The sequence below is a fragment of the Bacillus sp. PS108 genome (assembly GCF_037963335.1).
GTDB lineage: Bacteria > Bacillota > Bacilli > Bacillales > Bacillaceae > Bacillus > Bacillus subtilis.
Genome location: NZ_CP150155.1, coordinates 1,977,023 through 1,991,359 on the forward strand (window position 1 = coordinate 1,977,023; position 14,337 = coordinate 1,991,359).

Annotated in this window: 7 protein-coding genes and 1 tRNA gene; 1 reads left to right on the top strand and 7 read right to left on the bottom strand. The window is 43.6% G+C overall.

Features of this window, described 5'->3' with window-relative positions; all coding sequences use genetic code 11:
* Positions 1 to 19 precede the first annotated feature (19 nt).
* From ppsA to NSQ16_RS09915, 4 genes are all read right to left on the bottom strand, one after another.
* Entirely contained in the window at positions 20 to 7,705 is a 7,686-nt protein-coding gene (gene ppsA / locus NSQ16_RS09900; RefSeq protein WP_230488171.1) for a plipastatin non-ribosomal peptide synthetase PpsA, read from the bottom strand.
* 381 nt (positions 7,706 to 8,086) lie between these two features.
* Positions 8,087 to 9,562: a D-alanyl-D-alanine carboxypeptidase/D-alanyl-D-alanine-endopeptidase gene (dacB, locus tag NSQ16_RS09905; RefSeq protein ID WP_230488172.1), complete on the bottom strand. Its 1,476-nt coding sequence runs from the start codon at positions 9,560 to 9,562 to the stop codon at positions 8,087 to 8,089.
* A 33-nt stretch (positions 9,563 to 9,595) separates the two neighbouring features.
* Complete coding sequence (gene galM / locus NSQ16_RS09910) at positions 9,596 to 10,573, bottom strand: aldose 1-epimerase (RefSeq protein WP_230488173.1); 978 nt, start codon at positions 10,571 to 10,573, stop codon at positions 9,596 to 9,598.
* A 133-nt stretch (positions 10,574 to 10,706) separates the two neighbouring features.
* Positions 10,707 to 12,098, bottom strand: coding sequence for an MATE family efflux transporter (locus NSQ16_RS09915; RefSeq protein WP_004399508.1), 1,392 nt, complete (start codon positions 12,096 to 12,098; stop codon positions 10,707 to 10,709).
* A gap of 285 nt (positions 12,099 to 12,383) precedes the next feature.
* On the opposite strand from NSQ16_RS09915, the gene iseA reads away from it, so the two are divergent.
* Complete coding sequence (iseA, locus tag NSQ16_RS09920) at positions 12,384 to 12,929, top strand: IseA DL-endopeptidase inhibitor family protein (RefSeq protein ID WP_230488174.1); 546 nt, start codon at positions 12,384 to 12,386, stop codon at positions 12,927 to 12,929.
* A 93-nt stretch (positions 12,930 to 13,022) separates the two neighbouring features.
* Here iseA and NSQ16_RS09925 read toward each other — a convergent pair.
* The 3 genes from NSQ16_RS09925 to NSQ16_RS09935 all read right to left on the bottom strand — a co-directional run bounded on the left by NSQ16_RS09925 (position 13,023) and on the right by NSQ16_RS09935 (position 14,240).
* Positions 13,023 to 13,095: transfer RNA gene (locus NSQ16_RS09925), tRNA-Arg, on the bottom strand.
* Positions 13,096 to 13,147: 52 nt separating this feature from the next.
* Positions 13,148 to 13,693 carry a site-specific integrase gene (locus NSQ16_RS09930; RefSeq protein ID WP_003231473.1) on the bottom strand — a complete coding sequence of 182 codons (546 nt, stop codon included), beginning with the start codon at positions 13,691 to 13,693 and terminating at the stop codon, positions 13,148 to 13,150.
* Positions 13,694 to 14,009: 316 nt separating this feature from the next.
* Positions 14,010 to 14,240: an excisionase family DNA-binding protein gene (locus tag NSQ16_RS09935; RefSeq protein WP_003231472.1), complete on the bottom strand. Its 231-nt coding sequence runs from the start codon at positions 14,238 to 14,240 to the stop codon at positions 14,010 to 14,012.
* Positions 14,241 to 14,337 lie beyond the last annotated feature (97 nt).

Here is a 14,337-nt window from a genome sequence, read left to right on the forward strand (position 1 = left end):
CCACACACCTTTTCAAAAGTTAAAGATCTTTCACGAGATCTTCGATGCTAGATAATGCAGACAACGTTAATTCCTTATTGCTGAAATCGCTCAATGTTTTTTCGCGTGCTTTTTTCTGCGAACAATGCTCAATCGTCTCGATAAGATGCCTGTGAAAACGATCCATAAAGCACTCAATTGAGTGTTTGCTGAACACCTGGGTGTATACCGCTTTTACTTGAAGCTGTCCGTCCGTAATGAGAGCGTTGATGTCCAGCTCATACTCTCGTTCTCTCTCACCCGCTATTTCGTAACGGGGCTGGTAATATGATAATTGAAACGTTTCAACTTCCTTCTCTTCGCTAAATTGACCGAGATAATTAAAGCTGACCTCAGGCTCTTTATGCCGCAGTTCTCCTATGTGTGTTAACAATCCGTATCCAGTTCCTTTGTTCGGTACTCTTCTCAGCATATCTTTTGTCGTCTTAATTCGGTATGCGAGCTGATCCTCGAAAGGCTCGGGAATACCCATGTCTAGCAGAATAGGATAAATGGAAGTAAACCATCCAACTGTCCTTGAAATATCAATGTTTGGCACATGCCCTTCTCTACCGTGTCCCTCAGTGCTGATCACGATTTGGTCATGCCCTGTCCATTCAGAAAGCGCCATTCCTAAAGCCGTAAGCAAAAGTTCGTTGGCATCAGTACCATAGGCTTGCTGGGTTTCAAACAGCAATTTTTCAGTCCAGTCCCCGGATAGTACAAACGCTGCTGCGTCGCTATTCATTTGGAGTCTGTCTGGCACATTTTCTATGTCCTTAGGAAGAAAAGCAGTGTGAGCGTCTAAAATCGTTTGCCAATACGTTTTCTCTGAAAGCAATTGGTTACTTTCAGCTATTTGGGTAAGACCATCGGCGTAGGATAAATAAGAATCCGTTTTTGGCGGTAATTGGATTTCTTTCTTTTCTAAAGCCTGTTGATATGCAGCAGCTAAATCTTCAAGCAGAATTCTCCAAGAAACGCCATCTATCACAAGATGATGAAGTGCAATCAGCAAATGATCCCCTTCTGCCGTTTTAAACAAACATGCTTGCAGCAAAGGCCCTTTTTCTACATTCATTTTGCTTTGAATGACGGTTTCCTCAGCGGCAAGTTTTTCATCAAGGTGAGTCCTTTCCAGCGATGCTTTTGTCCAATCTGAAATATAAAGGCCAAACAGTTCATGATCCTTGTGATTGATTCCGCGATTAAACTGAATGACATGGCCGTTTTGGTCACGTTGGAAAATCATGCGAATGCCATCATGATGCTCGGTTATTTTACGCAGCGCTAGATGAAGCGCGTTAGCATTGAATCCTTTTTCACTGAAAAGCATGACGGACTGGTTGTAATGATAGTGAAAAGCATGTACCTGTCCGAAAAATCTTCGCTGAATCGGGGTGAGTTCAGCTTCACCTTCCGCAGGTCCCTGGTCCGCTTGAGATGCCAATGGTGTGATATGTCCGCATAGTTCCTGAATCGTTGAATAACGGAATAAGTCGCGTATTGTCATGCTCCAGCCTTCAGCTGCCAGACGTGCTGCCACTTGTAATGCTTTAATTGAGTCTCCACCAAGCTCAAAAAAGGAATCGTGAATGCCGACTCGTGACATGCTCAGTACATCTTCCCATATATACGCCATCGTTTTTTGTATGTCGTTAACTGGTGCGGTATATGGACGCGATAACACATTATTTGGAGCCGGCAAGGCATTTCTGTCCAGCTTTCCGTTTAGGGTTAGCGGCATGTTTTCTAAAGGAATCAGATATGCAGGAATCATATACGCTGGCAGTTCCTTTGTTAAAGCAGCACGGAGAGCATTCGTATTGACGTCTGAAGGCACAATATATGCTGCCAAACCAGCCTGTCCATTTTTATCATGCTGAACGGCAACAGCAGCTTCTCTGACAAGCCCCGTTTGAAGCAGAACACTTTCAATTTCTTCTGTTTCAATTCTGTATCCATTTATCTTTACTTGATAATCCATTCGGCCAAGAAGCTGGATCGTTCCGTTTGGAAGCCAGCATGCTCGATCACCGGTTCTGTACAGCCTTTCTCCAGAGACAAATGGATTTTCTGTAAATTTCATTTGCGTTAAGTCAGGTTTATGATGATAGCCTTTCGCAACACCTGCCCCGCCGATGCACAGCTCGCCGGCAACACCAATCGGCTGAATTTGATCAGTCTGGCTGAGTACGTACATGTGTACATTCGGCAGCGGGCTGCCGATTGGTACGTTATCTCCCGTACACTCTCCACCCATACTGGTTTCATAGAAACTCGAATCAATGGTTGCCTCTGTGACACCATAGCTATTAATGATGCGCATGCTTTGGCCAAAGCGATCTGTCAATGTTTTGAAATCTTGAGCTTTCACCATGTCGGAACCAAGAATCAGTATGTCTAAGTCAGGAAGCTTGAATTGGTTACGGTATACATACTCCATCACCGGGATAATGAGAGCCGGTGTCGACTCCATCACCGTGATTCTCTGAGAGTTCAAGATTTTATATATTTCAGCAGGTTCCAGCCTCTTTTCATCTGAACAAACGATTAGCGTCCCGCCATTTGTCAATGATCTCGCCAAATCTCCTGAAAAGACATCGAATGAAAAGCTCGCGATTTGAAGCAGTCTGACAGGCTTCCGATCCAGTTCATAAATTTGACGCCAAGCAAGAGCAGCATGAGTAAAGTTCTGATAGGTGACAATAACACCTTTAGGCGCACCCGTCGTTCCTGACGTATAAATGATATATACCGGCTCTTCAGGAGCAGGAGATAAGTTAAGGTTGCAGTTACTTTCTTCAAAAGAGCCCTCATCGTCAAGGAAGATGTGAGACATTTTAGATTCAGGCGAGTTCGAAATCAAATGCTTCAACTCTCTCTGTAAAAGAAGAATATCTGCCCCGCTATCACGAAGAATGTATTCAATACGGGCTTTTGGATAATGTGAATCGATTGGGATATACACTCCGCCAGCTTTCATCACTGCCAGCACCCCAACAATTGCATCAATGGACCGCTTGGCTAAAACAGCCACAGTTGGCTTCGGTCCTTTTCTGTTTTGCAATGTTCGTGCCAGACTATTGGCTCTTTCATTTAGAAGGCGATAGCTAATCTCTGTTTCGTTATCAATAACAGCTATATGTTCTGGAATTTCTTCAGCTTTCGCTTCAAATATGCGATGAAAAGGAACATCTTTTCGAGCAAATTCAACCTGAGTTTTGTTAAATTCAAAGACTATTTTTTGTTTTTCTTTATCACTAAGTATGTTTAATTGTGCAAGGCTTGTTTCAGGGGTTGAAAGTGCCGCATGCAGAAATTCGATAAAATGATCAGCCCACCGTTCAATCGTAGCTTTTAGGAATACTTCTGTACTAAATTCCATTTCGCAGCAAATAGATCCACTTATTTCCGTAGCTATTAATGTGATATCAAATAAAGAAATGTGATGTGCGAAATTGGCAGGCCGGACTTTTATTTCTCTCAGATCTATGTCTTGTTTTTCCACATTTTGAAGGATAAACATCGCATCAAACACTGGGTTCCGGCTCATATCTCGTGTCAATTCAAGCTTATCGACAAGCTCTTCGAACGGGTAATCTTGGTGCTCAAAGGCTTCCAATGCTATCTCACGCACTTCCTGCAAATACTGTACGAATGGCTTCCCGCCCTCCGGGCGCGTCCGAAGCGCCAGCGTGTTCACAAACATGCCGAGTATCGGCTCAAGATCCTTGTGCGGTCGGCCGGCGATTGGCGAGCCGACGATGATATCTTCCTGTCCGCTTAAGCGTGACAAGAACGCGGTGTAAGCCGCAAGGAGCACCATGTAGAGTGTGCTTCCGTTTTCTCGTGCCAGCTTGTGAAGGCCTGATGCAACCTCTTGATCCAGCGTAAATGAGACCTTGTCACCCGCGAAGCTTCGCACCGGCGGGCGGGCATGATCAGCGGGGAGATCCAGCACAGGCAGCTCGCCCTCGAGCTGCTTCAGCCAGTACGCCTCTTGCGTTTTGTACGTGTCTCCTGTTTTGAATCCTTCTTGCCATACGGCATAATCTTTATATTGAATGCGCAGCGCCGGAAGATTCCGATTATTGTACAGCTCGCCGAATTCCCGAATCAGAATGTTGACGGAAACACCGTCTGAAATGATGTGATGCATATCGACCAGCAACAGGTGCCGCTCATCTGATACCTTTACGATTTGGGCACGGAACAGCGGCGCTTGGCTGAGATCAAACGGTTTGATAAATGCGGCTGCGGCCTCCTGTTCGGTTCGTTCGCCGAGAACTGTAGTCTGTAACGTAAACGGCACCTCGTCATGGATGCGCTGCACCGGATCGCCTCCTGCGTCCTGTTCGAAGGAGGTACGAAGCGACTCGTGGCGCTTGATCAGCTCTTTGAAAGCTCTGTCCATCCTTTCAGGGTTGAGCTTCCCTTCGAGCTCTAACACAGCCGGCATATTGTAGCCTGTCCCTCCGTCCTCCAGCTGCTGAAGGACATAAATCCGCTTTTGGGCAGAGGAAACCGGATAGGTTTCCTGTTTTTCAGCGGGCTTAATCGCTTCATATGGACTGTCCGTTCCTTCACGGATAACGGTAGCCAGCCCTTCTACTGTCGGATGGGCAAACACATCTTTTAGCGGCACCTGTACATCGAATTCTTTGGCGATCCGTGAGACAAGCGCCGTTGCTTTTAAGGAATGTCCCCCGCGGTCAAAAAAGTTGTCGTGAATCCCGACAGGGCCATTTTTCAGTACGTCCTCCCACAGCTGAGAAAGCTTCATCTCAGTCACGTTTCTCGGCGCCGTGTAGGTCTCCGCATCTGCCGCTCCGTTAAGAGCTGGCAGGGCGTTTCGGTCGAGCTTTCCGCTTGGTGTAACCGGCCACTGTTCCATCTCTATCATATAGGCTGGGACCATGTAGCCCGGCAACAGTCTTTCAAGCTGCGCTCGGACTTCGTTTCTTTCGAGCCCTTCTACATAAGCGCATAATTCCGGCTCGCCGCTGTCTGTCCGTACGGTAACAGCCGCCTCCCTTACGCCTTCTATGCTTCTTAGTGCCGCTTCAATTTCTCCCGGTTCAATCCGGTAGCCGCGGATTTTCACCTGATCATCCGTGCGCCCGAGGAATTCAATATTCCCGTCAGGGAGCCAGCGCGCCACATCCCCGGTTTTGTACATGCGTTCACCCGGGTAAAACGGGTCCTTAAGAAAACGCTCCTCCGTTAATGCCGGCCGATTCAAATAACCTCTGGCAACACCCGCTCCGGCAATGTACAGTTCGCCGGCGACACCAGAAGGCTGTACGGCTAAATGTGGATCTAAAACATACAAACGCGCACCGGGTACGGGCTTCCCAATCGGAATCCGCAAACGGTCCCTGTCCCGTTCTGGGTCCAACACGTAAAATGCCGCGTCTACCGTTGCTTCTGTCGGCCCGTAACCATGGATTAATGATACCTGCGGCAAGATAGAAGCAAAACGGGCTGCCGTACGCGGCGCAAGCGGTTCACCTCCGGCGAATACACGCTTCAGGCTTGTCCCGTCACCGAGCGCTAACATTTCCGCTTGATCGAGAAAGCTGTTCAGCATAGCCGGAATAAAATGAGCCGTTGTCACTTTTTCCTGATGAATGGCTTGTACGATCAACGCGGGGTCTTTTTCCCAGCCGGGCGGAAGCAGATACGCCGAAGCACCGGAAAGCGACCACCAAAACAGCTGCCACACAGACGCATCAAAGGAAAAAGAGGTTTTCACCATGACAATGTCATCTTCCGAAAGCGGAAACTGGTGCTGCATGCCGGTCAGAAAGGAAACAGCCTGGCGGTGCTCAACGGCCACTCCTTTCGGCTGCCCGGTAGAGCCCGATGTATAGATGACATAGGCGAGAGAACCGCCGTCAGCAGGAGTAAACTCATGGTTTTCTGCTTTTTCGCCTGCAAGAGATGTCATGTCCACTTCAAGCGTTTCGCCAGAAAAGTTTGGTGCGGAGCATCCCGGCTGTGTCAGCAAGAGCGATGCCCCGCTGTCTTTCAGCATGTAGCTCAGCCGCTCCTTTGGATACGCAGGATCAAGCGGCAAATACGCCCCGCCGGCCTTCAAGACAGCAAGGACAGCGATCAGCATGTCAGGTGAGCGTTCAGACAGGACACCGACGATACTTTCGTTTGTGACGCCGCGTGCCGCAAGGTGCGCAGCCAGCCGGCTGGCGTACATATCAAGCTCAGCGTATGTCAGCGAACCGCCTGAAAAGCGAACGGCCAGCCGCTCCGGTGTGACTGCCGCCTGTCGCTCAAACAGCCCATGCAGGGTGAAAGCTTTAGGCGAAACAGCTTCCGTCTTGTTAAACTCATACAACAATTTTTGCTTTTCTCTTGTATTCGTCATATCTAATTCTCTTATAAAGCTGTGCGGATGTTTAAGGGCGTTTTCCAGTATGGTAAGCAGATGAGATTGTATTCGTTTAATATCCTCAAGAGAAAACAAGGTATTTTGATAGTCGAAATTTAATTGAATGGTTCCATTGTCTATCCGTTCTTGTATTTGAACTGAAAGCTCATTCGCGGTGTATCCGCTGAAATAAAGCGCTGTTTCATAGTCAAAATCGTCTGCATTATGCCACTGAAGTGGCTGATACTGCATAGATATACCGATAAGGTTGTGTAAATCCTTCTGTTCATTTCTTAATTCATTTACAAGCAAATTATAAGGAAACCGTTGATGACGCATAACAGAAAGCTGTTCCCTGCCTATTGTGCGGACAAAGGAAAGAAAATCTGTGTCAGGATCAACCGTTATTCTGATTGGAAGAGAACTAACGAACATGCCGAGCATTTCTTTTTCAGCCTTAGACCCTCTGTTGCCATAGTAGGTGCCAATGGCAAGATCTTTTTTAGAAGTGATTCGGCTGATGCATATGTAAAATGAAGCCATAAATAAGGATATGATATTGATCTTGTGTTCTTCGCAGAAGATTCGAATCGTTTGCTCTAGATCAGGTGAAAGAATGATGGTGTCTCTGGATGCAGATGTGCTCTGTTTTTGTAAGGACGTCTGGTCGGCTAACGAGTGGTATTCCAACGGGTGCTCAAAGGTTTGTGTCCAAAATAAACGGTCCTTTGCAAACCGTGGAGATTGTAGATATTGACTCTCTTTTTCGATGTAGCTCAAGTAAGAAGGTTCCGGCTGATCAGGTAAAGGATCTTTCTTTTTCATTTTTTGATAAAGATCTATAATTTGATTTCCCATCACATTTAAAGAGATTCCATCCATTATGATATGATGGAATTTCGCAAATAGCCAAACTTCATGAGAGTCAATTCTAAGGAGGTAAAATTGATAAAGAGGCGAGTTGAACAGTTTAAATGGAATGCTCGCTTGATCCTGAATCCATTGCTCTATTTCTATCATTTCAACATTTGAAAAATCAATTATTCTAAGTGGATAATATTTATATTCAGTAAGGTGCAATCGCGGCTCAAGCTCTTCTCCTTCTAACAGCTGAAATCTAATGGCGTCGTTGCGGGAGATGGAATGATTCAGTGCTCCCTCCAGAGTATCAAGCTCAATATTGCCTTTAAATTTCACACAGGCTGTGAGATTGCAAATGCTGGTATCTGGCTCCAGCAGTTCGGTAAACCACACTCTCCTTTGGGCATGGGTTAAAGAATAAGTATGTTCGCTCAACGGATTCCCTCCAGTTCTCATAATAAGAGGATAAGAAAATGTAGAAAAAAGCAGAAAAATGACAATAAAAGAAATTATATGACTATATAATCCATATATGCACTATATTAACGGATATTTTTTAAAGTACAATAAAAAACATTAAATTTTTATAACATTTTTTTGAATATAGTATTATTTCTTTATTTTTCGTTTCTTTTTTTATCAAATTTCCGGATATAAAGTGATAAAAGTATTGTTTTACATAAGGTCTTATACACTACTTTTTAATCGGACTAATTTTCTTTTGTGCATCATTCTTCTAATTGTTGGAAGGTTCGACAAAGCGTTATTACAGACATAAAAAAACCTGTTTTCTCTTGGAAAACAGGTCTGCCGCTATTATTGATTTGCCAAAATGACAGCGATTTGATCCTCAATATCTTTTCCATCCTCTTCATCAATCAATCCATTTAGAAGAATAGAGAAAACAAGTTTTTTTCCGCTCTTTGTTTCTGCGTACCCCGATAGAGAGCTTACCGTACTGAGCGATCCGGTTTTTGCTCTTACTTTTCCTTGTGCAGGAGTGTCTTTCATGCGGTTTCTCAGCGTTCCGCCCACCATTCTGTCAGGATTGCCCGCAACAGGTAAAGAATTTAGATAAGCCGAGAACCAACTCTGATCCTGAATGTCATATAACAGCTGTGAAAGTTGATCTGAGGATACAGCATCAATATGTGAGATTCCTGATCCGTCCCTTAAGACGAGTGATTTAGAATCAACACCAAATTCCGGAAGCGTACTGTTTAACACTTCGAGCCCCTTTTCCCAGCTCCCTTCTCCTTTTTTCACTTTCCCCATCTCTTTTACGAGCACTTCGGCATGTCCGTTATTACTTAATTTCATGAACGGCACAAAAAGTTTCGATAAAGGCATTGAGCGATGAGAGAGCAGCACATCTGAAGAACTAGGTGCTTCACCCGTCTTGATGTCCCCTTTCACAGTAATACCTTGTTTTTTTAGTGACTGCTTAAATAAATCTAAGGCATATCCGGCAGGCTCCCAGACAGAAATCCATTCCTTTGTCTTTTTTGCGTCAACCGGTACGCTCCCTTCAATTGTAATCGTGTTTGTTCCATGCTCTCTTTCGATTGTGAGGTCTTTTTCTGAACCGGCAGCAGTCGTTTCAGCATCGTTCTTTATCGTTATATAATCGGTTTTCGGAGAGACAGACACGGCAGGCTCTTCCCCTTCTTTTTGATTTGGGGTGACCTCAACAATCACAGTGCCTGCATCATAGTCTTCATTCGGAGACGCTGTTAGAGCGGAGATTGGCGCGCCATAATATGTGTATTCATCGCTCCAAGGCATATCAGGTGATAATCGCATGTCATCATGCCACGTATCATCACCGATCAGATTGCCTTTAATTACTTTTACGCCGGAATGTTTCAATTTCTCAGCCATTTTGTCAAAATCAGATGGTAAAAGTGTCGGATCGCCTTTCCCTTTCAAATAAAGGTTACCATTCAGCTTTTTCCCTTTCAGTGTTCCATCCGTCCGGACCTCGGTTGTAAAAGAATAGTTCTCGCCAAGGACAGAAAGTGCCGCGGCCGCTGTCAAAAGCTTTAGAGAAGAGGCAGGCCTCATTCGGGTTTCTCCTGAATGTTCATATAGAACAGCACCTGTTTCCGCAGAGCGAACGGTGATGCCGGCCATTGCGCCTTCGAGGGCAGGATGATCAGCTAAAATCTTATCGATCTGCCCGGAAAGTGCATCTTGTTTTTCAGCGGCAAGCGCAGCCTGATGCATATAAGGCACCGAAGCAACGACGAAAAGCAGTAAAACAGCAACATAAAGCTTTATGCTTTTTTTCATTAATTTCCCCGCCTCTCTGCGCTTCATCATTGGCTATTGATGATTCAGTTCAATGGTGATACTGCTTTTAGCTGTCGTTTCTTCTCCCGGCTCCAGCACTTGTAAACCAGTGAGTGACGAAGGTAAATCAAGATTCACAGCGTTTGTCACCCATGTGTAAGGTTCAGGGCATAAATACCCTTGTTTTCCGTCCGCATTGTATACAACCCAATGTTTAAACTGTTCATCTGCCTTATAAATAATGCTGATATGTGCATGCTGATGATAAATGACTGCCTGGTTTTCTCCGCCCCTCTTCTGATAGGAAGATAAAAAGACATCATCCAGCTGCTTGTGGCGCAAATCCATTCCTTCATGCAAAGCTTCTTTAATCGGTACATCCATCAGTTTCCCGGTCGGCAGCAGGCGTTCATCCAACTCCCATTGCTGATCTGCTGTCAGGGAGAATAACGAGCTTTCTGCCGGAAACACAAATGTAGTATGATAACCAATTCCCCAAGGAAACGCTTCCTTTCCTTTGTTCATGACTGTCGCATGTTTATATAGAGTATTCCCCTTTACCGTGTATGTCATCCGAACGACGGCATGGTGAGGAAATTGCTTATACACATGGGGGAGCTCAGAAAGATCAATTTCTGTTTCAACAATCACTTCTTCATCAGTTTTCTTCGCGGTCACTACGTTCCACTTTTCATGGTAAAGAAACCCATGAAGATGGTTGTGTTTATCCTTCTCGTTGATATCAAAATGATACGTTCTGCCCCGGAAACTGAATGTACCGTCACTTATGCGGTTAGGTGGGAACAGGATTGGAATGCCATACAATGTTGGTGTATCGTGAAAACTTTTTGCTGTTTCCGGTTCACGCAAAAGCTGGACATTTGTTGTTTTGTCCACGAGAGAAATGACGTTGCTCCCCCACTCAGGGACAACAATCATTTCTAGATGTTCGTTGCCCGCTTTGATGGCCGGTGTTCCCAAATACGTGATTTTCTCAATAAAGTTTGCCATGTTTACTCAACCTCTCCTTGATTCATTGCTAGTATAAGAATTCAATGTACTGTACCATATTTCCTCCATTTTATATTTTCCCCTATCAAATAAAAAAACACCGTTCAAACTTATGAACGGTGTGATTCGGAGGCTATTGGATGAGACGGGTGATTTGTTTCTTTTTCCAGACGAATTGATAATACCCATAAATCAACAGCAAGCTGACGGCAAACGCAGCTGGATAACCAACCCAGACGCCGAGTATTTCAAGCTTTGTATAGTGAGAAAGGACGAAAGCGACAGGCACCTCTACTCCCCAGATTGCAAAAATACTGATGACGGTCGGCCATAAAACTGTTCCGCTTGCCCGCATCGTTGCAGAAATAATTTGGGCATTTCCAAACAGCAAATAGCTCCACAATGTAATCATCAAAAGACGGTGCGCAATGTAAAGCGTCTCTTGCTCGGTTAAAAATAACGATAAAATCTGGTGTGAAAAAACATAGATCAGAATGATCAGTACGCCGCCAATGATATAATTCAGCCAAATCCCCACGCGAATGACCTGCTTTAAGCGGTCAAACTCGTTCGCTCCGATCGATTGCGCAGCGAAAATAGAAACCGCAATACCAAGGCTGACGGCCGGCATCTGTACATAGCTGGCCACCTGGTTGACCACTCCGTATGCAGCTGTTGCATTAGAGCCGTAATGATTGACGAATGAAATAACCGCTATCTCTGATAATGAGACAAGAATCATATTGATGCTTGCTGGGACCCCAAGACGCAGCAGGAGAACCAGCAGTTCCTTATCCATTTTCAAATAACGACGCACTGTTTTATCAAATTGCAGCGGGTGTTTTCGCTTTCGTAAATACACCATTAACACGAGAAAAGTCGCAATCGTAGAAATGACAGTTGCATATGCCGAGCCGTATATGCCCAGTTTCGGAAAACCAAACATGCCAAGGATTAAAACAGGCAAAAGCGCGATGTTGATAACCGTGCTCACAATCAGCGTATAAAACGGTGTCTTGGAATCTCCTGTTCCGCGCAAAAAGGTAGTATATGCAAAATATAAAAACATAAACGGCATAGCATAAAATAAAATACGTGCATAGTTAGCGCTGACATGAATGACATTTTCAGGTGTTCCCATTAAACGAAGGATATCCAGGGTGAAAATACTGCCGATGACGGCTAACACAACGCCTAATAAAAATGTAAACGTGAGCGTCGTCCCGACAACAGCCTTTAGCCGTTCCTCATTTTTCGCTCCGTAAGCTTGTCCGATCAGAATCGAACTTCCTGAACCGATCCCAATCGTAAATGAGATTAAAAGAAAAAATAACGGGAAAAAGGATGATACAGCTGCCACTGCATCAACACCGAGCCATCTGCCTACAGCCATCATCCCGACTAGCTGGCCGACTGATTGCAGCACATTGCTCAGCAGAAGCGGCACTAAAAAGAGTGACATCGACCGCCAAACTGATGGTTTGCTTTTCTTTTGAGTTACAAGAGGTTCTTGTGATGTTTCCATATTAAAGGACTCCTTTATTTGAAATCGTTTTTAAACATGCCCTCATTTTTTGACAAAAACAGGATATGTAACATGTTATTATTCATCACTGCACTTATGAAACCCTTCCCGATTCTTCTAATTTTACACATCTTTTTAGCTTATGAAGAATAAACTAGCAAGTAATGGCGTATTTTTTGTGAGTAAAAGAATAAAAAATAATTTATGCAAAAGTATTGTAATCTATCCGTAATTATTGTAACATTTGTAACATAAGAGAAAGAGATTTTGAAGGAGAGAGCGATAATGAAAAAATGTCTTCTATTTCTAACAACCATTGCACTTATTCTGTCATTAAGCACAAATGCATTTGCGAAAAATACATCAGGCGATTTATCACAAAAACAAGCATTACAGTTGGCATTATCCGCTAGAGAACATTTTTGGAACACCATGAGCGGCCACAATCCGAAGGTGAAAAAAGCAGTTTGCCCATCAGGCACATTCGAGTATCAAAATCTTCAATATGTATACATGTGCAGTGATCTAGGCACTAAAGCAAAAGCGGTGAATTATTTAACTCCTATGTTTACAAAAACAGCAATCGAAAAAGGCTTTAAAGATTATCATTTCACTGTTTCAAAAGGAAAACTTGCTGTTCCAATCGGTGACGGAGACAATCTTTTGAATTGGAAAAAATCAACTGCTAAACTGATCTCTAAAAAAGGCAGCACAATCACATACGAATTTACTGTCCCTACATTAGACGGATCCCCTTCTGCAAAACGGAAAGTGACATTTGTGAAAGAAAATAAAAAATGGAAAGTCAATCAATTTGACGCAGTTATATAAGAATAACGCCCGGTATAAGCGGGCGTTTTTTATTTGGTTTGCATAAAGAAAGACAACAGGCGAAAAGTGCCTGTTGTCTTTTTGTGAATATAACGCTCTAGGAGAGATTCGAACTCCCGACCTGCAGTTTAGGAAACTGCTGCACTATCCGCTGTGCTACTAGAGCTTTTGGTATTTATATAGTAGCTCTGATGATCAATATTTTCAAGCGATTTGTATTAAAGCCCTCCAAAAACCTTATATGCGGCTCTTGTCGTATCTTCATCAATACCGATATACCGCATTGTAATTGATGGTGATGAATGATTCAGTATTCTCTGCAGCTCGGCGATGTCTTTCGTTCGCTGATAAAAATGATAGCCAAACGTTTTCCGGAGTGTATGCGTCCCTATCTCCTCAAGTCCGCACGCTGCAGCGGCCTCTCTTAAAATTCTGTAGGCCTGAATGCGGGAAATCGGCTTCCTGGTCCGCACTGATTTAAAAAGATATTCGTTTTCCTTCATGTCTTTCGTATACTCGTATATTTCCTGTTTCAGCGATTCTAAAATAAGAATCTTTCTTTTCTTTTTCGTTTTGCTTTCAGTCGCCCATAAATGATCTTTATTTTGAACATCCTTCACTTGCAGCGGCAGAATATCAGAAATGCGGAGCGCGCTGTTGATGCCGAAAATAAACAGAAAATAATCCCGCTTGTTTTTGTTAAGCAAATACTGTTTGACTTCTTGGATTTTCTCTAGACTGCGAATCGGCTGTACAATATGCATCAAAAAACTCCTTAAAAACCCTTATGTAACATTTTGAGGTCTATGTTACTATTATAGCTGAAAAACGTTGAATGTCAAAGTGCGGCGGCATTTATGTAACATAATATACATAGTGTTACATAAGCTTTTAAAAAAGCTTCTTCCAACCTTCACCCTATAAAATAAGCTTTAAAGCCTATTATAAAGCTTTTAACCTCTTGGATACTTATCTCCCTACTAATCATCAAAAAACCTCTTAAAACGAAATCTGACACTCCCAATTTTCTGGAGCTTTCGCAAAAATATACAAAAAAAAGACACAATTTCAAATTGTGTCCTAATCCTCATCCTTTACATCAATATCTTCCGGGATCGGTTCATTTAATATTTCCTGCACAAGTGCTTTGTAATTCTCCAACTGTTCGAGATGCGTTTTGAACTGTTCCTTATAAATCAAAAATTGCTCCCCGTCATGAACGGCTCTGATTTTCCCTTCGAGCACCAAGCTTTTAATATAATCCTCTGAAAGATTTGTATATTCTGCTGTTTCTTCAATCGTTAAATACATATAGCAGTCCCTTCTTAATCCGTATGCTGATTCTAATATAGCACATGGCTCATATCAATATAATCAATTTTGCACAGAAAAACGGCTTTATGTACTA

Bases quoted from the DNA above. Each gene is read 5' to 3' on its own strand.
- dacB (WP_230488172.1), bottom strand. From the start codon at position 9,562: ATGAAAAAAAGCATAAAGCTTTATGTTGCTGTTTTACTGCTTTTCGTC.
- galM (WP_230488173.1), bottom strand. From the start codon at position 10,573: ATGGCAAACTTTATTGAGAAAATCACGTATTTGGGAACACCGGCCATC.
- NSQ16_RS09915 (WP_004399508.1), bottom strand. From the start codon at position 12,098: ATGGAAACATCACAAGAACCTCTTGTAACTCAAAAGAAAAGCAAACCA.
- iseA (WP_230488174.1), top strand. From the start codon at position 12,384: ATGAAAAAATGTCTTCTATTTCTAACAACCATTGCACTTATTCTGTCA.
- NSQ16_RS09930 (WP_003231473.1), bottom strand. From the start codon at position 13,693: ATGCATATTGTACAGCCGATTCGCAGTCTAGAGAAAATCCAAGAAGTC.
- NSQ16_RS09935 (WP_003231472.1), bottom strand. From the start codon at position 14,240: ATGTATTTAACGATTGAAGAAACAGCAGAATATACAAATCTTTCAGAG.